Below are 22,398 nucleotides of genomic sequence, written 5' to 3' on the forward strand. Positions count from 1 at the left end.
GAATAGTTTCATCAATTTATTTCCATATTCCCATAAAGCCGTTAAGCACAAAAGAGCCCCATCCCTTGAAGGATGGAAGCTCTTGTTAGGTTCAATTCAGGAAGCTTAGGCTCCTGCTTATATTCAATAATAGGGTGTTCTATTCAATTGAAGCGATGCTGTAAGTATACTTAACCTTGCTCAATCAAGCCATACTTGCCATCGTTCCGTTTATAAACCACACTTACTTCCTCATTCTCGATGTTGGAAAATACGAAGAAGTTATGACCAACCATGTTCATCTGGAGGATTGCCTCTTCCACATCCATTGGTTTTAACATAAAACGTTTCGTCCGTACAACTTCCAAATCATCGTCATCCGTATCCGTGTCCGGTTCGGCAGTAGCCACTGTGCCTGACGGATCTTCTACGAAGAGGGTCTTCAGGCTGCCTTCCTGACGGAATTTACGGTTAATTTTCGTTTTGTGTTTGCGAATTTGACGTTCCAGCTTGTCCACAACGGCGTCAATGGATGCGTACATATCATCGCTCTCATCTTCGGCACGGAGCACAAAGCCCTTCAAAGGAATCGTCACCTCAACTGTATGCAAGCCTCTAGTTGTGCTCAGTGTAACGGCACCGTCAGAGGTAAGGGGTGCATCGAAATACTTCTCGAGTCTACTCAACTTTTTGTCGACATAATCTTTCAAAGCTTCGGTAACCTCGATTTGTTGACCTCGAATACTTAAATTCATAGGGCACTCCTCCTTTATCTTTGCCACTTCATTATAACACGAATGTAAGCGCCATGTAAAAACTCCCGGTGACCGAATAATGACATCTGCTCCAGTCACATCAACCAATGTAGGTTTAACGCCATATTTCGTGATTTTTCGCCATTTTCGAGCAAAATCACAGATTTAACTGGATTGTACATCGGGCGCTTGATCATCTATTTAACCGTTTTGGAGGTTACTCAATCTGTTATGTAAAACCTGCTTAATTATGACCCTTAAGGTATCCAGTTTATGCCTGGTAATGGAGAGAGCAATCCCCTCATATTTTACAATCTATAAACGCAAAAAAAGACCCCGGATCACCGGAGTCTGATGCTAGCGATAATTCAATTTGGAAACCATCTAACCATATATGTAGGTCGGATTGTCCGGATGATTATAATTTGATTACGTTAGCTGCTTGCGGTCCACGTGCGCCTTCGACGATGTCGAATTCTACGGATTGACCTTCTTCCAAAGTTTTGAAGCCTTCGGATTGAATTGCGGAGAAGTGTACGAATACGTCGCCGCCGTCTTCAGTCTCAATGAAACCGTAACCTTTTTCTGCGTTGAACCATTTTACTTTACCTTGCATGCACTAACATTCCCTTCGTCATCAAATGAAGTGAAGCTCTGGCCAAGACCCTAGCCCACAACTCAGATGATATCACCTAATCTTATCCATTGTCAATTGGTAAAGAAAATGTTTTATTGGTATTTTTTGTAGATTTATAGGGAGAAATGTTGAACGAATGGAAATAATCTTTATAAAAATAAAAAAAGAATGCAACATATCTCGTTCAGATATCTGCATTCTATTATAACTTACTAGTACCTTTTTGTGTCTACGATAATGCTATCCACTGCATAAGATACTTCATACGCATTTTTTTGCGCTTTCGCTTGATTGCGTTGAATGAGCCAATCTTTGGCCTCGCTCTTCAGATCGTTCATCCGCTTTAAAATTGTCTGGTCATTGTCCATAATAGCCTTAAGCCTTGTTTGTTCGGCTACTGTGGCCTCACGACCACCCGTGCGTTCCAACATCAAATCAATGATTGCCTGACGCTGATCCACAAACGCCTCTAATTCTTCTGAACTCACTTCGCGGATCTGAAGCATAATTCGGCTTGTTAACTGCTCCAATTGAGCAATCAGATCATCCATGAACGACTCCAGGCTCAGAAGAAGACACCATTTTACTCGCCTGAACCCATGTTTCTTTTAGTTCTTTCAAGTATCCCAGCGCTTCTTCTGCAGGCTCTGGTTTTTTCTTTGTATTTGCGTCAATAAGCAAGTAATTAATATATTCATACAAAGCATTCAGATTGGCCGCAATATCAGAAGACTGATCCAAGGTAACAGATAATTCGCTAACAATGGTTTGTGCTTTTCCCAGGTTCAGACTGACCTTCTCATAATCCTTGGTACCCAATCCATCAAGCGCTGTCCGTACAAAACGAATAGCTCCATCATACAACATAATCAATAACTGACCTGGTGAAGAGGTCTGAACAGACGACTTGCGATATTGATCATATGGAGACTTAATCATATTTACACCCTTTCAATCTTTAAATATTAATCTATCTGGCAAAGAAACTGGAAAGGCTTGAGGCTTGATTTTGATACTTACTCATTGCCGTTTCCATCGCTGTGAACTGTTTATAATATCTACTTTCCATGTCAGAGAGTCTTCTTTCTAGCGCAGTAATCTCTGAGTTATATCCTTTGAGCGCTTTACCCATTACGCTTTCTTCTTTATAAATGCTGTTAACGTCGCCGCTAAATTTGGTCGTACCCGCACGTTCTGCGATTTTGGTCATCGCTTTATCCATTTCATTGTACAGCTTGCCGAAAATGGAACTATCCGTGTTCGCCCCTGACCCTTGGAAGATGTCCGCAACCTGTTGCGGATTATTAATTATTGCTTTTTTAAACTTATCTTCATCCAGATAAATTTTTCCATTCTCGAAGTACTTACCACCCGTTATTCCGATATTACTCAACTCGCCCATTTTCTCACCCATGATGTTTCTCATGGTAGACGTCAGACTTGAGAGAATATCATCATTTTTAAGAAGACCACTTTTGGCTTTCTCTTCCCACAGTTTAATGTCACTCTCGGACATTGCACTACGCTGGTCTTTCGTTAGCGGCTGGAAGCTACGATATTTCTCTTCCCCTACCTTGGTATTGAACAAGGCCAAAATCTTGTTGTAATCTTCGATAAAAGACTTCATCGTTTCAAGAGCTTTATCCGGATCACTTTGTGTGGTAATGGTGAATGGCTTGTCACCTGTTATAGCATTACTCGAATCTCTGGTGACTGTCTCAGCCAACAAGTTCATTGTCACACCATTGTAAGTAATAACATTACTCGTTGGGGCTGGATTAAGCAAAATTCCATTAATTTTGACAATAGCATCCTTAGCGGTAACATCAGAAACTACAGCTGTTGAACCTGCTCCGAAAACATCAAATACAGAGCTATCCCCTGCATTCAGCGGTTGTACATCAAGGATCCCCATAGTACCCAGATCCTTAGCAGCAATGCTAAACTTCCCGGTCAGTTCATCAAAACTCGCTTGCACGTTCAGTTCCGATTTACTGTTGATCTTGGCAATTACAGAAGATACTGTGTCTTTACCTGTAAAAGTCATTTCTATATTATTAATCTTAATTTTATATTCTTTTGCGTAATCACTTGCTCCCAAGCTAGTTGTAGGTTCTCCAAATTTTATGCCACTTGCCAGCTCAGCTAAGGATTGTCTTGAAGTGAAACCTTGCCCTTTGCCATCGGTTACCTTAGCTTTGGCAGTAGCCAGTTGTTCTACAGATACATCCATTTTAATTCCATTCGCAGTTGCACCTGCTTCTGCTCTAACAGCGTCCGTATTGCCTGCAACTACAGCCTTTTGTGTATTCAATGCTGATGATAATCTGTATGTCTGCTGCAACTTCGTGTTACGGAATTCATACATTTTACTATTCAGTTCACGGTAGCTGTCCCTCTGCCACTCCAATGTTGTTTTCTTTTGATTCAATTTATCTAACGGAGCACGTTTGGCTGTCATTAGCTCTTTGACCATGCTATCAATGTCCATACCGGAAAAACCGTTTATACGCATAAATTCACTCCTCACTTATTAAAGTGGATTTAATTTTTATACTTTCTCGTCAATCAGGATGCCCGCAATTTCCATCATCTTCGCTACCAGATCCAACGTCTGCTCACGCGGAATTTCTCGAAGCACTTCTCCCGTTTCCTTGTTAAGTACTTTGACCATAATATCATTTGTTTTTTCATGGATGCTAATATCCAGTGTCGTCTCTGGCCCTTGCAGTGCCTTCACGGCACGGTCAATATTTCGGATCAATAACTCTTCGCCCACTGGGATTTTTACGCCTTGTCTTTCTTTGTTGTAAGCTTCTTTTGCGGTTCTAATATTAGCTATCTCACTTCCTGCTTGAGAAGCTCCTGTCTGATTTGTAATCTCGACCGTAGAACTACTTGCAGATGTAGCGGCAGACAATGAAAACTGAATGTTCATCCTTGAATGACCTCCAACTGTGTTCGCATTTATAGTATATATCGGCTTATCGCCTCCCCAGCTTTAGGAAATTTGTAAAATCAAAAAAATCATTTACTAATAAGTTGACTAGAGTGTGATATAACAAAATAAACCTATTAACCAAAGGCTATTAGGCTAGTATTATTGAAATTAAGGGATATAATGATTTTCTGGATTTACGAAAGGAAATAAAAATTTCAAGCAGAAAATTTCCATAAAGCGCTCTGGGTCTTCAACAAACAAATAATTAATAATTAAACTTGCATCAAGCTCATTGTATTCCTCTGTGTCTTAAAATCAGATCACAAATGAGTAGATCTTCTTCCGTGTCAATGTCATAAGAACGTTCTTTAGGAATAACAAATGGCAGAGTTTCATTGTGTAGAAACGTTCTGTTTTCTATAAGCCATTCAGTCTGAGCAATGTATATGGCACCATTAAGCTCATAAACGTCAGGTAAATTCTGCCTACGTGAACTAATCTCAACCTGGTTTATGACTGGCTTCATCTTATTATGGTCAAGAGTGTACATCCAAAAGGGTGACTTACCGCTAATATTTACACTGACACTAGAAACAGCATTATTCTCTTCACATCTCTCAATACAAAGGTCAATATCTAACACAGAGCGCAATGGAGAGGTTGGCTGAAGTAACATAACATAATCGAAAGCCGGCATATGTTCAAGAGCATGTAAGACTGGTGCAATACCAGGCGTATCATCTTCAGCCAAATGTATAGGACGAACAAAAGGAACATCACAACCATACTCTTCCGCTGTAGTAATAATCTCTGTATCTTCTGTCGAAAGAATTAAATGATCTATATACTTAGACTTTTTAGCTTCTTCAATTGACCAAGCAATTAAAGGCTTCCCTGCAACAGACCTAAGATTTTTCCTCAAAACACCTTTCGATCCCCCTCTAGCAGGAATTATAGCCAAAATCTTTTTATCATTAATCATGTAATCCTCCGATATCAACTTACTTCATTATCTTATCTAACGACTTCACAAGGGTTTCCGTAAGCCACAACTTTATTCGCTATGTTTTTCACAACCACACTGCCTATCCCTATGGTGGTGCCCTCACCTATACTTAAATTCTGTCTAATTACAGTTTGTGCTCCTATATGAGCGTTGTTGCCAATGTTGACACCGCCAGCTAAAACTACACCAGAAGCTATATGAGCATATTTTCCAACATTACAGTCATGTTCAATAATTGCTCCTGAATTTAGTATTGCACAAGAATTGATAACAGAACCTGCATTTACAATGGCTCTTTTCCCAACGAAGACTCCTTCACCAAATTTCGTATCAGAACCAATAACTGCTGATTTATCAACAATAACAGGTATATGAAAGCCGAAGGCTGTTATTAGTTGATGTAACTTGATTCTTGGCTCAGGATTACCGACACTTCCAACCGTAACAAAAGCAGAATGAAATCCTTTATTAATAAACTCTTCAAGATCTTCATCTGTACCTATTATTGGAACGTCAAGTATATTCTTACCTACGTTTTCTCTCTTATCAATGATTGCGATATCTGAATACAAATTCAATCCTATGAGACTATCTAAAACTGATTTGCAGTGTCCTCCACCACCAATTAATAAAATTTTATTCGACGCCATTAAATACCAGTCCTTAATATATTAAATATAGTATTTATAATCCTTATGCTCAAACATTCATTTCACTAATTCTTCTTTCCTAAAAATCCCCTGGTATTCTCTATCCGCTTGCTCGAATTCTGTTATCTGTCCAATATCAAGCCAATATTCATGAATAGGGAACACCGCGACTTTTTCTCCATTAGCCACAAGCTCTTTGAACAAGGTAGGCATATCATAAAACTCTCCATGTGGAATATAATCAAAAACAGCAGCATCCAGAACATACACACCTGCATTTACAAAGCTACAATGCACCGGTTTCTCATTAATATTGATTAGATTCGTTCCATCTGTTTCTACTACACCGTAAGGAATCTGGTACTGATATTCTCTCACACACATGGTTGCAATTGCACCTTGCTCTACATGAAATTGCATAAGATGTTGAAAATTAATTTGTGTAAGCAGATCTCCATTCATTACGAAAAAGGGTTCCTTAGGGCGATCCGTTAATAAAGAGAGTGCTCCAGCTGTCCCCATTCTCTTCTCTTCTTCTATATAATCAATATTTATGTTATATGCTTCTCCGTTAAGAAAGTAATCTTTAATTATCTCTTTTTTATAATTTACAGAGAAAATAAATTGAGAAAAACCAAATTGTTTAAATCCATCAACAATAGTTTCTAATATTGGCTTATTTCCTACTTTTAACATAGGCTTAGGAATTTCATTGGTTAGCGGGCGTAGTCTAGTCCCTAATCCACCAAGCATTAGAACAACTTTGTTATGTTTCGTTTCAGTTTCCATTCTGTCAGCAAAAAGTACATCGACAACTTTATTTTTTTTATTAACAATCGGTAATTGCCTAAGCTTTTTAACACTCATACTATGCTTATATACATTAGGATGCTGCCCAGCAAGTTCACTTACAGGATTAGAGTTCATGATCATTTTTATGGAGACGTCTAGTCCATATCCTTTAAGCAGACCTCGTCTTACGTCTCCATCTGTTACAGTCCCTAACAAACAACCATTGTTATCAACAACAACTGCAAATTGTAAGGATGACTCGTTGATAACCTTCATGGTTTCTAATAAGTTCCTGTCAGCTTGTACAATCACTTTCTCCCATAGTTTCATAAGCGCATCCCTTCTTCCATCATAAAATCTATTTCCCTATCATTTCGTGAATACCACTAATTTTATTATCGGAGAACAATTCTGTTATTTTATATCTAATCACTGATTTTTAACGATCTTAAATCTCAAACGATCTTGAAAGAGATACCTTTAAGCACATTCAACACCTTATTAATACTCAATTAACTCATCTTCCTTGAAATCTCTAGAAGCTTTTCTACCAAGGAGGGCCCAGTATTCTTTAGGCTCGATACCATTACCTGGTCTTTTAACAGTAAGATTGCTAATCGTGAATTCCTCGCCTGCTTGAATAGATTTTTTTGCAACGATGCTTTTACGAGCTGGGATACGATTTTGGAGTTCATTCTCACTAGGTCTTTTAATCCCATCTCCAAGTGCCGTTTCTACTTCTCTGATGCCACTAACGAAAGCTTTTAATTCATCCGGCTCTAACGATGCCTTATGATCCGGCCCTTCCAAGGAACGGTCTAACGTAAAATGCTTTTCTACTACTGTAGCTCCCATACCCACTGCCACCATTGCAAGATTAATGCCCGCTGAGTGGTCTGAAAAGCCAACAGGAATTTTGAATTCTTGCTCTAATTTTTGTATCGCCTTCAAATTAATAGATTCAGCTGGAGCAGGATATTGTGTGGTGCAATGAAGCAAGACAACATGCTCATAAAGTAATGCTTTAGCTCGTTTTGTTTCATAAAAAACCTTTACTTGTTGCTCGATTACAGGTTCTGTCGGATTAGCTAGCCCATATGCTATATAAGACAGAGCCTCGTGAATTTCATCTAAATCGGCCATTCCTGTTGACACGATCATCTTATTTCCTTTGGTTGCGATATAATGCAAAAAAGGCGCGTTGGTAAGCTCGCCGGAAGGTATTTTAACTTTATCGATGCCCAGTCTATCCATTAAAAAGTCAGCACTATCTACATCAAAAGGGGTGGATAGAAATTCTATATCTTGCATTTTACAAAAGGCCTGCAAATGTTCAAACTCTTCGAAACTAAGTTCCAGCTTTTTTAGCATTTCATATTGGGATGAAGATTCATTCAGATTTTTGATTTGATACTCTGCTTGTTCAGCATTTTTAGTTACCAGATTCTCTGCCTTAAAAGTTTGAAATTTCACAGCATTTGCTCCGGAATCTTTAGCCACCTTAATCAATTCTTCAGCCATTTCCAATGAACCATTATGATTAACTCCGACTTCAGCAATAATATAAGTTTTCATGGTATGCTCCCTTGAAGTAAACAAACATATTATTTAAAATCATAGAATTTTTTCAAAATTATGTTACCAAGCTTACTTTCTTTTAAGATCAGGACTATTTTTTCTGAAGTATTACCTTCACCATATAACAAAGGGGCGCTCTTGATCTCTTCTTTGAAAGAAGCTGAGAGGCCTTTTAATATTGCAGCCTTTATATCATCTACTGAAAAGGAACAATCAATGACAGATGCAGCTTTGAGCCTACCTTGTTGACGTATTCCTATATTTATAGTTGGTTTCTCAAAAACTGGACTTTCTAAAAGTCCACTAGAAGAATTACCAATCACCATTTCACAATGGCGAACAGCGTTCAAGTATCTAACTTGTCCAAGCGAGGTATAGACTCTTGTACGGTCCGGATTCCGCTCAACGTAATCCTCAATATATTTATTTATAATCCGCCCATCGGTGTCGGCATTTGTTTTCGTAAACAGGATTTGATAATCAGGATATTGATCCAAGGCCTTAAGCAGATTTTGAATTTGCATCTCAGAAGAACTGCCTTCCAAAGTAGTTGGATGCAACGTAACTAGAAAAAATTTTTCTAATTGAAAATGAATACTATCAGACAATTCTACTATATCCATACATTTTGTTTTTCGTATACCTTCTATTCCTAATGCTCCAACATTATAAACGGTCTCCGGCTGTTCGCCCAATTGAATTACACGATTTTTATATTCCTCAGAAGCAGTAAAATGAAAATGTGCCATTTTGGTTATAGAATGACGGATGGCATCATCTATAGCTCCTTGAGTCAATTCCCCCCCATGGATATGAGCTATTGGAATCCTCATAATCATAGCGGCCTGAGTTACTGCAAAAATTTCAAAACGGTCACCTAAGACTAATAGAATATCAGGTTTGATTCTTTCAAGTGCATCTGCAAATGAAATAACACCCAATCCTACTGATTTCGTTATCGCTGTCGTTGAATCTCCAGAGATCAACATCTCAATCTTTTCATCTATAACAAAACCATCTTCTTCAATTTCCTTGTACGTTAGACCAAACTCAGGGGACAGATGCATCCCCGTGACTATAAGTTTTAGCTCAAGTCCAGGCTCATGAATTATTCGCTTCATCAGGTGGTGTAACAACCCGTACTCTGCTCTAGTCCCAGTAACAACACAGATTTTACGATTCAACGGTAGATACCTCACTTAATGGTGTGCTGGGCATACTAATTATAACTGCATTTAAATACTCTGTTTCACTAAGATCGCTTCTAGGACATGATTGATACATCTTCAATGTGTGCAAAGGGCTCCAGACAGGACGACACATTACTCCCTGCCCATTTAAGAATTCAAGAATTTCTTCTTTATGATTCTTGTCTTCTATAAGCATCGTTTGTAACCAATAGTTACTTCTTGCGATTGAAATTTCTTTAAATAATCGAACCCCTTCAATCTCTTCGAGCCAGAGAGAATAGGTTTCTGCTAATTTACGCTTAGACTCAATAAAAGAAGGAAGCTTCTCTAATTGGGCGCATCCTAGTGCTGCATTTAGATTAGGCATTCGATAGTTAAAACCGATCTCATCATGCAGATACATCCATTGATGTGGAACTTTTGCCGTGGTAGTCAAATGTTTAGCATAATCCGCCAAGATCTCATCATCCGTTAGGATGGCTCCACCTCCACCAGTTGTGATGATCTTATTCCCATTAAAGCTAACAGCACTAACCCGTCCAAAACTCCCAGTATGTTTTTCTTTATAGTAGCTACCTAATGACTCAGCTGCATCTTCCACAAGTTCAAGATTGAACTTCTCACACACTGAAATCAACTCATCCATCATACAAGGATGACCAAAAGTATGCATGGGTACCAGCGCTTTAATTCGACGGTTTGTATTTTTGTTATACAACTCCCCCTGCCGCAATTCCCCAATAGACTCCAAGTATCCTTCCAGTTTCATTGGATCTATTCCTAGTGACTCTCTATTCACATCAACAAAATGGGGAATAGCCCGAATGTAAGTTACAGCATTGGCAGTTGCAACAAAAGTCAAAGAAGGAATGAGAACTTCATCCTCTTCTACCACGCCAACAAGCTTTAGAGAGATATGCAATGCTGCTGTCCCATTTACGACAGCTACTGCTCGCTTCACACCCACGAAACGAGCTAATTCTTCCTCGAAACGATTAACATAAGAACCAACAGAGGATACCCATCCAGATTTAATACAATCCGTTACATATTCAACCTCTTTATGATTAAAGGTCGGCTCATGGAGTCCGACCACTTCTTTTTGATATTCAGCTTTTATTAACGTGGCTAATTCCATCCATTGTTTATTATTCATAAGTTGTACACTTCAGCTTTATATCTTGATAAATTATCTTCGTCAGTAAACCAATTAATTGTTGCTTGTAACCCTCTACGAAAGCCCTCTTTTTGCCCGAACATCGGTTGCCACCCCAATAAGTCTTTTGCCTTCTGATTGTTACACCAGAGTCGCTCCACTTCACTTTTTTCAGGTCTAAGACGATCTTCATCAGTCTCTATCACTAACTTTACACCCATGATGTCGGCAATAGTATCGGCTGTCTCACCTATGGAAACTTCATAGTTAGATCCAATATTAATCACTTCTCCAATGGATTGATCCGATTCCATAACAGAGATAAATCCATTCACTGTATCTTCCACATAATTGAAATCACGTGTTGGAGTAACCGAGCCAAGCTTAATATTATGAATTCCATTTGCAATCTGACTAATAATAGTAGGAATAACTGCACGAGCAGACTGACGTGGTCCATACGTATTAAATGGTCGTATTACGGAAATTGGAGTTTCAAATGAACGATAAAATGACAATGCCATTTGATCTGCGCCAATTTTCGATGCAGAGTAAGGGGATTGTCCTTGAAGCGGATGATCTTCGTCGATTGGAACATACAACGCTGTACCGTAAACTTCACTAGTCGAAGTGTGTACGACTTTATCCACATTTAACTCTTTAGCAGCCTGCACGATATTTAAGGTGCCCACAATATTCGTATCAATATATGTGGATGGTGAATGATATGAATAGGGAATCGCGATTAATGCTGCCAGGTGCAAGACGTGAGTACATCCAACCATCGCCTGTTTGACACCAAAAGGATCCCTGATATCTCCTGCAAATACCTCAAGCTGTGATTTAACATCCATTGAGCTTTGATCTAACCATCCCCACGAGTTGAAGGAGTTATAGTTAACAAACGCTTTAACGTTATATCCCCTTTTGACAAGTTCTTCGGTTAAATGAGAGCCAATGAATCCATCAGCACCTGTAACCAAAATTTTCAACAGAATCATCCTTTACAGAAAATGTTTTTACAGCACCTTTTTAGAAAAGTATATCTCTCGCAATATAGTGAGGTTTTAATAAAGCAATGTTACTCTCCCAAGCTTTCAGCCGTTTCTGCTAGTAAGGAAGTAATTTCGTTTAAGGTATACACCGCGACATCTAAAAACCCAAGATTAACCTCTTGTGCTTTAATAACATTACTGGCTGTAATCACTCGCTCTATAGTGTATAAGTTCCATACAGAAGTTCTCATCGCTGGCTGTAAACAATGACGCATTAGCCAATTGTCCAATACTAGCAAAAAAAAGTCTTCCGTTCGATCAATCTTCTTCAGCGCTTCTTTCAATTCGGCTTCAGAAGAATTCTCATTTATTTTAACACGTCTAACTTGTTTTTGTTGTTTCTCGAACTGAAGTTTAATATCCAAAAAATGTCTATACTGTTCTCTCATAATTTCCTTTAGTTGCTGCTTCTCAAGAGGATAGTTCGAAATTTCTTGTAAAAGTTCTGTCATAGGTCTTATCTTAGCGTGACAGTACCTCTTCCCAACCTCTTCTAAACTTAACTGTTCAGTATATGCAATTTTGGCTCCGCCTTCTGTGGAATTAATTACATGCAATTTCTTGTCAGTGATTTCCATTTCAAACCATGTTCGAAATGTATTCCAAATTTCTGTGGTAGCAACTTTCCCTCCGTAATAACCATCGGTTTCCAAGAGGTCAAATGAGGAGTACATGCTACTTGTTAAATCTTTGTCATCATAGATCGTGCCTCCAGCATGCGTCTCTCCAACCGTTTCCCCGTAAGCCAGATCCTGCCCCAACAATATGATTGGAGAAGCTCCAATGTGCTCAGCAACACCAAAAGCTACATGAGCACAAGATAGACCGATACTTATAGAGCTATCGTTCCCTAACCCCAAGACTTCTTTTAACCATATAAACTCTCCTACATTTTCACGCATAGGTATAACAAGTTTACCAGGGAACTCTTCCAAAATATTAGGGTACAGAACTAGAGGACCAACAAGTGTTGATTCAACAGGATACTTCTTACCTTCATAGAAATAAGTATAGGTCTCTATTCCGCGTTCTACCGAACATATAAAGTCAGGAATAATCCCTTCATCACAAAGACGTTGAGCAATGGTATCCACAGCAATAATAACGACTTTATCTTTCAAGACATGTAAGTGATTGATATTTTTATTTAAAGACGGACCGGCAGCCACGACTACAGCTGGCACGTTACGCATTATATTCTTTAGTAGTGAAACATCTTTCGAACGAGTAAGATGCTTAAGGTTTTTCATATGATTTTTAAATCCGATCAAACTATCTTCTACAGAGTTACCGTACAACATTGTTTTATAGTTTACGGACTCTTTAATTATTTTAACCACAGCCAAACTGGACTGAAGATCTTGTTCACGATACATATGAGTAAAATAAAATTTGATCGTCTTCACATAGAAAATTGCATTAGTTAATAGATATTTATCTAAAAATCGAGATAGATTACTTATTTTGTCAGCAAATAAAACCGCCCCCGGTCTTTGAAGGAAAGAAAGATCCTTCTCTTGCAACGAATAGCTAAACAAGGGGAGATTAGGTTCAATGATGACTAACAAAGAATCATCGCCCATCAATGTAATAAGTTTTTGAATTTCTTCTATAGAATAAATCCCTAGAACAAAAATCAGTTCCCGTTTTAATGGATTTGGTTGATTGGAATCATCGAATTCATTTTTTAAAATAAACAACCTCTCTCCATTAACGAATATTTCATTCCCGTTACTATCCACTTCAAAGGATATTTGTTCTAACTCACTTTCATCAGGCATTCCAATCCAGTGATCGGCGTCAGCTGATAGAATCTCAATATTCCGATCCATTAACTCCATTGTGCTTGCTCCCTTATACATAATTTTCTTAATAACCAGAGATTCGCTACAGCACCTAGTATAGCAAGAAAGCCCCACCAAGTGGGGCTTTCTTGAATTGATTAGAAATCATCTTAATACAGACTTCTGTTAAAGCATTAATTATCTCAACAATTGCAGTACGCCTTGTGGTTGTTGATTTGCTTGAGCCAACATAGCTTGAGCTGCTTGAGCCAAGATGTTGTTCTTCGTTTGGCTCATCATTTCTTTCGCCATGTCAACGTCACGGATACGGGATTCAGCAGCTGTCAGGTTCTCGGAAGCTGTTCCCAAGTTGTTGATTGTGTGCTCCAAACGGTTTTGTACAGCACCCAGTTTAGCACGTTCGCTGGAAACCAGGGAAGTTGCTTTGTCCAGAACTGCGATTGCTTTAGAAGCGTCTTCACGAGTGGAGATGTTCAAAGCAGCTTCGCCTTTAATATCGTTAGAACCGTTAGTAACGTTGTTATCTTTCGTGAAACCAGCTTGTCCAGCATTACCCGTGATACCCAATGCTGCTGCACGAACATCGTTAATTTGCAAGGACATCGATTGACCTGTGTTTGCACCAATTTGGAACTTCGTAGAGAAGCCTACACCTTGTGCACCAGCACCAACGACTTGTTCAACGTTACCAATCGTTGCAGTACTTGCGATACCCAGACCCAGTGCGTTAGTACCTGCACCCAATTGAATATCCTTACCTGTTTCGGAAAGGAACTGAAGTTTGTTATCTTTAGACAAAGAAGCTGTAACTTTGCTGTCCATTCCAGCTGCTTGCAGAGATGCATTCAAATCTTTAACGAGTGATTCCATAGCTGCTTTAGCTACGTTAGCATCAGCATTAGTTGTATCATATGTTTTTGCAGTAGTACCAGAGTTCAAGTTAACGGTTACTTCACTCTCAGAACCAATGGTGAACTTGATTGTTGCACCAGAAGCAATGGACACAGCTGCAGCAGTAAGAGCAGTAGCACCTTGAAGTCCTGCACGCTCTACAGTCGAAGGGTCACCTTTGACTTTAATTGAAGTCGCAACACTCGCTCCCAGAGCTGTAGCACCAACGAACTCCAAGTTACTTTTTGCACCAGAAGACTTAGCAGTAAACTCAAGCTTATCACCTGATGCGCCCACTTTGATGTCTACCAGGTCAGACAATTTAACTCCACCAGATGTAGTGGCATCCAATGCTGTTTTCAATGCTTTAGCGTTCTCTGCTGCAGTAGTAGTAGCCGTACCAACTGTTACAGACGAGAGAACAAACGTTTTGTCGTCGATAGTAAGTTTCGCACCTGCTCCAAGAGCAACAGCACCTCCAGCAATTGCAGTGCTCATTGCTTTTTTAGCATTTGTAGCTTGTGTCAGCTTTTCGCTATCGCTTGAACCAATACCACCATTCAGCAACTTTTGAGTATTGAACTCAGTAGTGTTACCGATACGGTTAACTTCTGAAGTCAATTGGTTCATTTCGTCTTGCAAAGCTTGACGGTCGGAATCTGTATTTGTACCGTTCGCGGATTGGTTGGAAATCTCACGCATACGTTGCAGGATGGAGTGAGTTTCGTTCAATGCACCCTCAGCCGTTTGGATCAAAGAGATACCATCTTGAGCGTTACGGGAAGCTTGGTCCAAACCACGGATTTGGCCGCGCATTTTTTCGGAAATTGCCAAACCGGCAGCATCGTCACCAGCACGGTTGATACGAAGACCAGAAGACAATTTTTCGATGTTTTTGTTAGTGTTACCAGTGTTGATGGACAATTGGCGGTGAGTATTCAACGCCGGAATATTGTGGTTGATAATCATTGAGTGTTTCCTCCCTGAAATAAGTTAGTTCCACATCCTTGTGGTAAACGCCGCGACATTAAGGTCGGCCGCCCTGCCGAAGCAGCGTCTAAATTATATATCGACGGGAGGTGAGCAACTGTTTATAGCAAAATGGGAAATTTTTAATCTTTTTTTAATCCATTATTTCGAAGACGTTCCATGAACGCTTCAACATCGGCAGCCAGAGGTGTAGCCGACTCCCTATTTGCGTCCTGAATGGAGGCATAAATCTCTTGGCGAAAGATATCAATATGCTTCGGTGCGGATATGCCGATTCTTACGGTATCCCCCTCCACAGCAAGTACCGTGACTTCGATCTGATCCTGGATGACAATGGACTCACCCTTTTTCCTGGATAAAACGAGCATATTACACTCCACCTTTCACGGATTTCGCGTCTTCTTCCTCTTCGGCCCAGATCAGGTGACGTGTATCATATGCAGACTGATGAAGTACAACTTGTTTGCCCACTTGTTTTTCCGGATTAAGTACGACTGGTGCCAGGAGATTCATTGTCGATTTATTGGCTTGTGAATGAATGGTGACCAGAGAGAACACAGCGACTTGTTCGTCAATCTGCAACTCTTCCTTATCCACTTCACTTAACTCAAAACTGTAGTCAGGCGCAAACGTAAAAGGACTCACTAACAAGAAAGACAGTTCCTTCTCACGCACAGATTGCAAATAACTAAACGGTGTATCTTCCCACGGGATTAGTGCAAATTCTGTTTCTTCTTCAAATCCAGGTAATCCTTTCGGAAATTGATAGATTTCTTTCTCCTGAACTTCAACTTCTCCCCACATGCTTGTCTGAATAATAATAATAAACGCCTCCTTGGCGGTGATTTTGTACAAAAAAAGCCATAGAGGGCTTCGTCCGAGACCGTCTATAGCTCACATTATAACTTATAACGCCATATCGATGGCTGGCGGTGTGTATTTAACGGATGCATATTGCTTCACATAGATGTCCAGCTTGCCTCGTTGATACTCAATCTCCGGTTTGTTTACCGTCACATTCATCTCAGAGACCGCCGGATCATAACTGATATCAGGTGGCCTTGTATTGATGCGGATCTCCACGTTATCAAAAGATGCGGGAGTTCTCGTCTCTGGAAACGGTTGAGGCATCCAATCACTACCCACAATGTTCGCAATCGTATTCCCCGGTTTGTGAATAGCAGCAAGCTGATTCCCTTGTTCTACTCGCGTAGCGAGATTTTGCAGGAAGTTCTGCTGGATTCCCGAGTAGATTCGGGCATTCATATCAATCATATTCCCGCCTGTATAGGCGGCGAAGGCTTGGCTTTGATCTACATTAAGCTCAATGGGATGACTCTGAACCGTCAGTTTAGCCGGCTTGGTCTGAAGCTGTACATCTGCTTTGGGCTGACGGATAGAATATTTTCCAGGGTCGGCATCGATATTTAATATAGAAGGGGTTGTCTGAATCTGCACCACAGGAAGGATCTTCATACTGCACCCACTCCTCTTATCTCAGGAAATCCACCAGAGAAGGTGATATGATTTTGGCGCCAACAGACAACGAGGCGTTATAAATGTTTTCCTGGATTTTAGATTTCATAGACAATTCTGCGATGTCGGCATCCTCAACTTTGGCTTGAAGATCAGACAAATTGATTCCCAGATCATCCAATCGCCCCATCATCAGATCAACACGGTTGGTTTTCGCTCCAATTTCGGATCGGATCGACAACATTTTCCCCATGCGGGAGTCCATGATGTCCAGTTGATTAGACAATTCTTTTTGGTCTCCATCTTGTAATGCTTGCATCACCGTATTCATGATCACAAATAGATTGTCTTGTTCTGTAGCTGTACCGAAAACTTCATTCCCGCTTACATTGATAGGCAGTTGCACACTTTCACCTACAATGAAATTGATCTTCCCTTGGTCCGTCACTACCGAAGCAGCATTGGTCGTATCCAGCGTGCCGTCCGCATTAGATGGGAAATCATAAGGTTTGACATCATAGGTCTCGCCATTAAAAATGTATTTCCCATTAAGCTTACTATTCGAAATATCGACAAGCTGTTCCTTCAGCTGTTTGACCTCTTCATTAATGCTATCGAGCGCGGTCTGAGGATTGGTTCCTGTCGTCGCTTGAACCGTCAGTTCACGTAATCGCTGAACAACATTACCCGCCTGATTCAGCACAGTATCATTAAATTCCAGCCAGGAAACGGCACTATCCACGTTTTTCTGATATTGCTCATTAGATGATAATTCAGCGCGGTAACGAAGGGAGTACGTGATCCCTACCGGATCATCCGAAGGTTTGTTGATTTTACGTCCCGTAGCCAGTTGAGTCTGGGTGGTATTCATTTGTTGAGCATTTCGATTAAGGTTCATTAGCAGTTGCGAACCCAACATATTATTTGTGATTCTCATGGTCTGTCATGTCACTCCCTTCGATTATCTGCCTACCATACCCGTAGAGTTAATCAATTTATCTAGCAGTTGATCGTATGTGGTCATAAAACGTGCTGATGCACTGTACGCATGCTGGTATTTGATCATATTTCCCATCTCTTCGTCCAGAGATACTCCGCTCACCGATTGACGGCGTGTATCTACTTGCTGTACCAGAAACTCCGAGTTGGATGTCTGACGTGCGGCTTCTTGCGATTGAACGCCTAACTGCCCCACAATGGCACTAAATTGAGCCCCAATCGTTGCACTGCTCAAACCGTCTGTGGATTTCATCGGCGTATCCTTCAGGTTTGCGATCAAGTTTGCAAGAGTGTTATTCCCTTTAATCACCGTTTCCGTCCCGGAAGCCGTTGTCGTCCGCAGAGATGTTGCAATTTTGTTCGGATCAGCCAATATTTCAGCGTTCAAGGAGATATTCCCGGCAGTTATTGCAGTTCCGCCTCCAGCCGCAGTAAAGAACGGTAGTCCTCCGTTGTTCGTTCCATCCATGCTGTAACCCAGTTGATGTAATCCGTTCAACCCTTTTACTGTAACCTTCAAATCACTGGTCAGTGTCCGCGCTGCGCCCGTAAGACCCAACGAATTATTTTCCGGCAACACGGAACCCGCAGGTATAGTAATATCAATATCTCCATTGGCCAGCGTATTCGCCAAGTCATCCATTTGTTTACGGTAATCACTCACCAGCGTATCTCTGGATCTGATCATACCGTGAACTTCACCGTTGGTGAGTGTACCCGCTGTATAGGCATTATTCAAAAACGCTGAATCTACTGTTGCTTGAACAGCACCACCCGTTACAAGCTCCTGTCCATTCATCTGAATCTGGTAGCCCTGTGGTGTATCGGTAACGGTAATATTCATGATTTTGGACAGCTTGTCCGCCATCAAGTCACGTTGGTCACGCAAATCGTTTGCGTTATCGCCAAGGGATTCAACCTTTACGATTGCACTGTTCAGGTTTGCAATGTTACCCAGGTAACCCTGAATTTCATTACCCTTCACCGCAATATTACTATCCAGATCCTGACTTAGAGAGTCAAGTTGGCGACTAATCTGGTTCATGGCGTCGGTAAGAGCGAGTGTAGTCTCTTTAACAATACGGCGAGCCGTAACATCTTCCGGGTTTTTACTTAGATCTGACCAGGATTTATAGAAATTATCCATAACGGTACGAAAACCTGTTTTGGAAGGCTCGTTGACAATCGCCTCAAGTTTCTCCAGTGTATCCCGTTGAATGGACCAACTCCCGAAGTTGGTATTTTCATTGCGATACTGATCATCCAGAAATTTCTCGCGAACGCGGGTAATCGAGTCGAACTCTACCCCTGTTCCGAGTTGCCCTGGTGCTGTACTATGCAGAAATGCAAACGGCTCCATAGGAATGGATGCTTGCATATTCACTTTCTGACGTGAGTACCCCTCCGTATTGGCGTTGGCTACGTTATGACCCGTTGTGCTAAGAGCGGTCGTCTGTGCGAACAAACTGCGTTTAGCCGTTTCGATTGAATGAAATGTAGATGTCACCTGGTTTCCCCCTATTTAATCAGGCACGCGTGTCGAACAGACCGATTCGTCCTGGATTGCCGTGCTTATCAGCAGGATGCTGATAAGTTGCATCCTGTTCAGGCCTCGAAGCAAACATGTCCATCGATAGATCAATAAACATTAACGATTGCTCAATCAGCTTCTGATTTAGTTGATTAATATCTTTCAATTCTTGTAATGTTCCCGCCAGCTTCTTCTGGACTTCAAACAACCGCTGTTTGTCAGCCGGATCAAAGATCAGCTTGGAAATCTCGGTAACATTCAGGTTCAGCATCGACTTGATGCCACGCTCCTGAAGCAGTTCGTGAACAGCATGTAGTCGCTCTGTATCCAGCGGCTCCTGCTGCTTCATAAACTTGGATTCCTTATTCATGATAGCGATAAGCTGGTCTACATCATTTTTGACGATAACTTCTCGTTTAACCTGACTGAGCGCCAGCATATCACGGTGACTTTGCTCCATCTGCTCTAAAACTGCAATTAATCTGTCCAGTGCTGCCATTACATAATCACCTATTCCTTATCAAATGACTTGAAATACGGTAGCAACTTGTCAGCAAGCTTGCTACTGTCTACCTGGTATGTTCCCGAGCTTACCTGCTCTTTCAACTCCTGAATCCGTTGCAACCGTCCTGCATCTTGCGTACGTCCTTGTTCTTCAAGCATCTTCATCGCCTCCGGAGAAATGGATACTTCATCCTTGCGGCGGCTTTTCTTGGTCTCAGCCTGCTGATTGGATTCAACATTCCTCTGATATGAATTGATGGCTCCAATTCGACTCGGTTCATTGATTTTCATTCGAAGTGCACTTCCTTTCACCTGTTTTTTTCGTTGATATACGTATTTCTTTCTTTATCTTTATGTGTTCGAAATGAGTAGGATAATAAAAAAAACCGATAATCTTTAATAAGTTTATCGGTACGTTTCAAAACATTTGTTATAGCATTATTCGTATTTAAGACCACGTTCCTATGAATTGCGCAGTTTGTCGACGGCATTGTAGGTTCGTCCGCCTACTTGGTTGTTATCCTTCTGACCTACTTCACGAGCTGCCCCAGCCAAGTCTTTCGTTAGTCGAGTACGGCAGGAATCGCACATATGGCCTTCACGGATCAGCATTCCGCACACTTCACAAGGATACATCATATTCGGGGCATTTTCGATGGAAATCCGTCCCTCCCGGATAAACTTCGTGATGGTTTTGATTGAGACTTCTGTCGCATCCGACAATTCCTGTATGTTGGCGCCTTTATTCTCGCGCAAATAGTCTACACAGATCTGGTATTCCTTCTCCATTTCCTTGATACAGTTCGAGCACACATCACGAAAATTCAATGCATACAATTTGCCGCAACGAGGACAATTCCCTAGATTCATCGCTAAAACTCCCCTCTCAAACTTCCTATTCCGACTAGATAATATCTATACATTACCTTATTTTCTCATATGAAGTCCATAGCTTATTTACGAAATAAAAACGAGACAGGATGCATGTTTACGCAAACCCGTCTCTGGAATTGTAATTATGATATATCATTAATTCAAGGTTCTAATACTCACAACAGCAGACCATGCACTCGTATTCTGATCATTAAAAGCCCGAACACGGTATTTATGCACACTTGCCGGTAATAAATCTAGATGTACAAATGCCGAATCACTAACAATCGCCACAATCTGTCCGTCTGCTTCAATCTCATAAGATGTAGCACCAGCTACATTTTCCCATGTGATTGTAATGCTTGTTCGATCTACTGTCCCTTTAGGAACCGCTACACTTAATTGAGTTACTCCCGTAATCATTTCGCTCCATGCACCGGCACCGGAAGCATTTTTCGCTCGAATTCGGAAGGAGTGCTCCGAATTGGGTGCAAACCCACTCTTCGTGTAGGCAACTGCATTGATTGCCACGATTGTACCGTCAATCTCAAGATCATAACCGGTTGCTCCGCTTACCGCATTCCATTTTAGCGCAATTGCTGCGGTTGTTGCAGAATTGACAGTTAGACCGGATACACTTCCTGGCAGTGTTGTTTGGGAGACCACGGCTGTCCATGCACTCACATTGGTATCGGTCAACGCACGTACGCGATACTTGTGAGCAGTGCCACCAAGTAGCTCGCTGTGAGTGTAAGAAGGTTCGCTCACGGTAGCTACAATGTTTCCGTCTGCCTCAATCTCATATTTCGTTGCTCCAACGACCCCCGTCCATGTCAAAACAACTGCTGTTTCTTCTGGCACACCTTTCAAAGCGGTTGGCAGATTTAATTGCGTAGAGGCATTCAGCATGTCACTCCAGCTACCGATTCCGGCTGCATTTTTGGCGCGAATTCGGAAGGTATGGTCGGTGTTCGACGCCAGACCACTCTTCGTGTACGCTGTCCCAGTAACCGCTACAACGGTGCCGTCGATTTCCAGATCATAGCCTGTAGCTCCGATGGCTGCTGTCCATTTGATCGAGATTGCTGTAGTTGTTGCTGTGTTGAGCAATAGCCCTTCAACTTTACCTGGAACTGTACTTTGTGTTAGAACGGCTGTCCATGCACTTGTATTTGTTTCCGTTAATGCGCGAATACGATATTTATGTGCTGTACCTGGCAACAGAGAGGTATGACTATAGCTAGGTTCTTCCACCGTCGCTACGACTGCGCCATCCGCTTCAATCTCGTATTTGGTTGCATTGGCAATGGTTGCCCACGTCAGATTGATCGCTGTTTCTTCCGACGCGGCTTTCAGAACAGGGGTGTTCAACTGTGTTGTTGCACTGACCACGTCACTCCACACACCTACACCCGCGGCATTCTTCGAGCGGATACGGAAGGTGTGGTCGCTGTTCGCCGCAAGGCCGCTCTTCGTATATGCAGTCCCGGTGGTTGCTACTACTGTACCGTCGATTTCCAGATCATAACCGGTTGCCCCTGTTACAGCTGTCCATTTTAACGCTATGGTTGCATTGGTCACTGAGTTAAT

At 41.2% G+C, this 22,398-nt stretch carries 24 protein-coding genes; all 24 read right to left on the minus strand.

The annotated features are described in order from the left end of the window. Positions 1–170 precede the first annotated feature (170 nt). Positions 171–734 carry a ribosome hibernation-promoting factor, HPF/YfiA family gene (hpf, locus tag Q9R46_RS26370; RefSeq protein WP_145334526.1) on the minus strand — a complete coding sequence of 188 codons (564 nt, stop codon included), beginning with the start codon at positions 732–734 and terminating at the stop codon, positions 171–173. A 418-nt stretch (positions 735–1,152) separates the two neighbouring features. Next, positions 1,153–1,350 carry a cold shock domain-containing protein gene (locus Q9R46_RS26375; protein ID WP_024631599.1) on the minus strand — a complete coding sequence of 66 codons (198 nt, stop codon included), beginning with the start codon at positions 1,348–1,350 and terminating at the stop codon, positions 1,153–1,155. Positions 1,351–1,583: 233 nt separating this feature from the next. Then, positions 1,584–1,922, minus strand: coding sequence for a flagellar protein FliT (fliT, locus tag Q9R46_RS26380; protein WP_311282375.1), 339 nt, complete (start codon positions 1,920–1,922; stop codon positions 1,584–1,586). After that, positions 1,915–2,310 carry a flagellar export chaperone FliS gene (gene fliS / locus Q9R46_RS26385; RefSeq protein WP_123065353.1) on the minus strand — a complete coding sequence of 132 codons (396 nt, stop codon included), beginning with the start codon at positions 2,308–2,310 and terminating at the stop codon, positions 1,915–1,917. Before fliS ends, fliT begins: the two co-directional genes overlap by 8 nt. Positions 2,311–2,341: 31 nt before the next feature. Further along, entirely contained in the window at positions 2,342–3,886 is a 1,545-nt protein-coding gene (fliD, locus tag Q9R46_RS26390; protein WP_311282376.1) for a flagellar filament capping protein FliD, read from the minus strand. 36 nt (positions 3,887–3,922) lie between these two features. Next, positions 3,923–4,309 (minus strand): flagellar protein FlaG, encoded by a 387-nt coding sequence (locus tag Q9R46_RS26395; RefSeq protein ID WP_311282377.1) that lies wholly within the window; start codon positions 4,307–4,309, stop codon positions 3,923–3,925. A gap of 292 nt (positions 4,310–4,601) precedes the next feature. Further along, the gene (locus tag Q9R46_RS26400) at positions 4,602–5,294 is read right to left on the minus strand and encodes an acylneuraminate cytidylyltransferase family protein (protein ID WP_311282378.1); all 693 of its coding nucleotides are present in this window, start codon (positions 5,292–5,294) and stop codon (positions 4,602–4,604) included. Between the two features lie 32 nt (positions 5,295–5,326). Continuing rightward, entirely contained in the window at positions 5,327–5,968 is a 642-nt protein-coding gene (locus Q9R46_RS26405; protein WP_311282379.1) for an acetyltransferase, read from the minus strand. Positions 5,969–6,025: 57 nt separating this feature from the next. Then, a complete protein-coding gene (locus Q9R46_RS26410; RefSeq protein ID WP_311282380.1) occupies positions 6,026–7,090 on the minus strand; it encodes a nucleotidyltransferase family protein in 1,065 nt (354 codons plus the stop codon). Positions 7,091–7,261: 171 nt separating this feature from the next. After that, positions 7,262–8,335, minus strand: coding sequence for an N-acetylneuraminate synthase (neuB, locus tag Q9R46_RS26415; protein WP_311282381.1), 1,074 nt, complete (start codon positions 8,333–8,335; stop codon positions 7,262–7,264). A gap of 29 nt (positions 8,336–8,364) precedes the next feature. Next, a complete protein-coding gene (neuC, locus tag Q9R46_RS26420; protein ID WP_311282382.1) occupies positions 8,365–9,522 on the minus strand; it encodes a UDP-N-acetylglucosamine 2-epimerase in 1,158 nt (385 codons plus the stop codon). Beyond that, a complete protein-coding gene (locus Q9R46_RS26425) occupies positions 9,512–10,684 on the minus strand; it encodes a LegC family aminotransferase (protein ID WP_311282383.1) in 1,173 nt (390 codons plus the stop codon). Before Q9R46_RS26425 ends, neuC begins: the two co-directional genes overlap by 11 nt. Then, the gene (locus Q9R46_RS26430) at positions 10,681–11,685 is read right to left on the minus strand and encodes an NAD-dependent 4,6-dehydratase LegB (RefSeq protein ID WP_311282384.1); all 1,005 of its coding nucleotides are present in this window, start codon (positions 11,683–11,685) and stop codon (positions 10,681–10,683) included. Before Q9R46_RS26430 ends, Q9R46_RS26425 begins: the two co-directional genes overlap by 4 nt. A gap of 80 nt (positions 11,686–11,765) precedes the next feature. Further along, positions 11,766–13,580 (minus strand): motility associated factor glycosyltransferase family protein, encoded by a 1,815-nt coding sequence (locus tag Q9R46_RS26435; protein ID WP_311282385.1) that lies wholly within the window; start codon positions 13,578–13,580, stop codon positions 11,766–11,768. Between the two features lie 141 nt (positions 13,581–13,721). Next, on the minus strand, positions 13,722–15,404 hold the full coding sequence (locus Q9R46_RS26440) for a flagellin N-terminal helical domain-containing protein (protein WP_311282386.1): 1,683 nt from the start codon (positions 15,402–15,404) through the stop codon (positions 13,722–13,724). A gap of 143 nt (positions 15,405–15,547) precedes the next feature. Next, positions 15,548–15,793, minus strand: coding sequence for a carbon storage regulator CsrA (gene csrA, locus Q9R46_RS26445; protein ID WP_311282387.1), 246 nt, complete (start codon positions 15,791–15,793; stop codon positions 15,548–15,550). A 1-nt stretch (position 15,794) separates the two neighbouring features. Beyond that, positions 15,795–16,280, minus strand: a complete 486-nt coding sequence (fliW, locus tag Q9R46_RS26450) for a flagellar assembly protein FliW (RefSeq protein ID WP_311282388.1) — start codon at positions 16,278–16,280, stop codon at positions 15,795–15,797. Between the two features lie 51 nt (positions 16,281–16,331). Further along, positions 16,332–16,901 (minus strand): DUF6470 family protein, encoded by a 570-nt coding sequence (locus tag Q9R46_RS26455; RefSeq protein ID WP_311282389.1) that lies wholly within the window; start codon positions 16,899–16,901, stop codon positions 16,332–16,334. Between the two features lie 16 nt (positions 16,902–16,917). Continuing rightward, positions 16,918–17,838 carry a flagellar hook-associated protein FlgL gene (gene flgL / locus Q9R46_RS26460; protein WP_311282390.1) on the minus strand — a complete coding sequence of 307 codons (921 nt, stop codon included), beginning with the start codon at positions 17,836–17,838 and terminating at the stop codon, positions 16,918–16,920. A 24-nt stretch (positions 17,839–17,862) separates the two neighbouring features. Continuing rightward, a complete protein-coding gene (gene flgK, locus Q9R46_RS26465; RefSeq protein WP_311282391.1) occupies positions 17,863–19,407 on the minus strand; it encodes a flagellar hook-associated protein FlgK in 1,545 nt (514 codons plus the stop codon). A gap of 19 nt (positions 19,408–19,426) precedes the next feature. Beyond that, positions 19,427–19,930: a flagellar protein FlgN gene (locus Q9R46_RS26470; RefSeq protein ID WP_145414110.1), complete on the minus strand. Its 504-nt coding sequence runs from the start codon at positions 19,928–19,930 to the stop codon at positions 19,427–19,429. Between the two features lie 11 nt (positions 19,931–19,941). Then, a complete protein-coding gene (gene flgM / locus Q9R46_RS26475) occupies positions 19,942–20,226 on the minus strand; it encodes a flagellar biosynthesis anti-sigma factor FlgM (RefSeq protein ID WP_123065336.1) in 285 nt (94 codons plus the stop codon). Between the two features lie 171 nt (positions 20,227–20,397). Beyond that, complete coding sequence (locus Q9R46_RS26480) at positions 20,398–20,805, minus strand: TIGR03826 family flagellar region protein (RefSeq protein ID WP_311282392.1); 408 nt, start codon at positions 20,803–20,805, stop codon at positions 20,398–20,400. A 159-nt stretch (positions 20,806–20,964) separates the two neighbouring features. After that, positions 20,965–22,398 (minus strand): fibronectin type III domain-containing protein (locus tag Q9R46_RS26485; protein WP_311282393.1); only part of this gene is annotated, 1,434 nt, incomplete at its 5' end.

The sequence above is a fragment of the Paenibacillus sp. RRE4 genome (assembly GCF_031844205.1).
GTDB classification, from domain to species: Bacteria; Bacillota; Bacilli; order Paenibacillales; family Paenibacillaceae; genus Paenibacillus; species Paenibacillus xylanexedens_B.

Bases quoted from the DNA above. Each gene is read 5' to 3' on its own strand.
- Q9R46_RS26470 (WP_145414110.1), bottom strand. From the start codon at position 19,930: ATGGCAGCACTGGACAGATTAATTGCAGTTTTAGAGCAGATGGAGCAA.
- fliT (WP_311282375.1), bottom strand. From the start codon at position 1,922: ATGGATGATCTGATTGCTCAATTGGAGCAGTTAACAAGCCGAATTATG.
- hpf (WP_145334526.1), bottom strand. From the start codon at position 734: ATGAATTTAAGTATTCGAGGTCAACAAATCGAGGTTACCGAAGCTTTG.
- Q9R46_RS26400 (WP_311282378.1), bottom strand. From the start codon at position 5,294: ATGATTAATGATAAAAAGATTTTGGCTATAATTCCTGCTAGAGGGGGA.
- Q9R46_RS26425 (WP_311282383.1), bottom strand. From the start codon at position 10,684: ATGAATAATAAACAATGGATGGAATTAGCCACGTTAATAAAAGCTGAA.
- Q9R46_RS26455 (WP_311282389.1), bottom strand. From the start codon at position 16,901: ATGAAGATCCTTCCTGTGGTGCAGATTCAGACAACCCCTTCTATATTA.
- neuB (WP_311282381.1), bottom strand. From the start codon at position 8,335: ATGAAAACTTATATTATTGCTGAAGTCGGAGTTAATCATAATGGTTCA.
- flgL (WP_311282390.1), bottom strand. From the start codon at position 17,838: ATGAGAATCACAAATAATATGTTGGGTTCGCAACTGCTAATGAACCTT.
- Q9R46_RS26435 (WP_311282385.1), bottom strand. From the start codon at position 13,580: ATGGAGTTAATGGATCGGAATATTGAGATTCTATCAGCTGACGCCGAT.
- Q9R46_RS26480 (WP_311282392.1), bottom strand. From the start codon at position 20,805: ATGAATCTAGGGAATTGTCCTCGTTGCGGCAAATTGTATGCATTGAAT.
- Q9R46_RS26430 (WP_311282384.1), bottom strand. From the start codon at position 11,685: ATGATTCTGTTGAAAATTTTGGTTACAGGTGCTGATGGATTCATTGGC.
- Q9R46_RS26375 (WP_024631599.1), bottom strand. From the start codon at position 1,350: ATGCAAGGTAAAGTAAAATGGTTCAACGCAGAAAAAGGTTACGGTTTC.
- fliD (WP_311282376.1), bottom strand. From the start codon at position 3,886: ATGCGTATAAACGGTTTTTCCGGTATGGACATTGATAGCATGGTCAAA.
- flgM (WP_123065336.1), bottom strand. From the start codon at position 20,226: ATGAAAATCAATGAACCGAGTCGAATTGGAGCCATCAATTCATATCAG.
- Q9R46_RS26405 (WP_311282379.1), bottom strand. From the start codon at position 5,968: ATGGCGTCGAATAAAATTTTATTAATTGGTGGTGGAGGACACTGCAAA.
- Q9R46_RS26395 (WP_311282377.1), bottom strand. From the start codon at position 4,309: ATGAACATTCAGTTTTCATTGTCTGCCGCTACATCTGCAAGTAGTTCT.
- csrA (WP_311282387.1), bottom strand. From the start codon at position 15,793: ATGCTCGTTTTATCCAGGAAAAAGGGTGAGTCCATTGTCATCCAGGAT.
- Q9R46_RS26410 (WP_311282380.1), bottom strand. From the start codon at position 7,090: ATGAAACTATGGGAGAAAGTGATTGTACAAGCTGACAGGAACTTATTA.
- Q9R46_RS26440 (WP_311282386.1), bottom strand. From the start codon at position 15,404: ATGATTATCAACCACAATATTCCGGCGTTGAATACTCACCGCCAATTG.
- fliS (WP_123065353.1), bottom strand. From the start codon at position 2,310: ATGATTAAGTCTCCATATGATCAATATCGCAAGTCGTCTGTTCAGACC.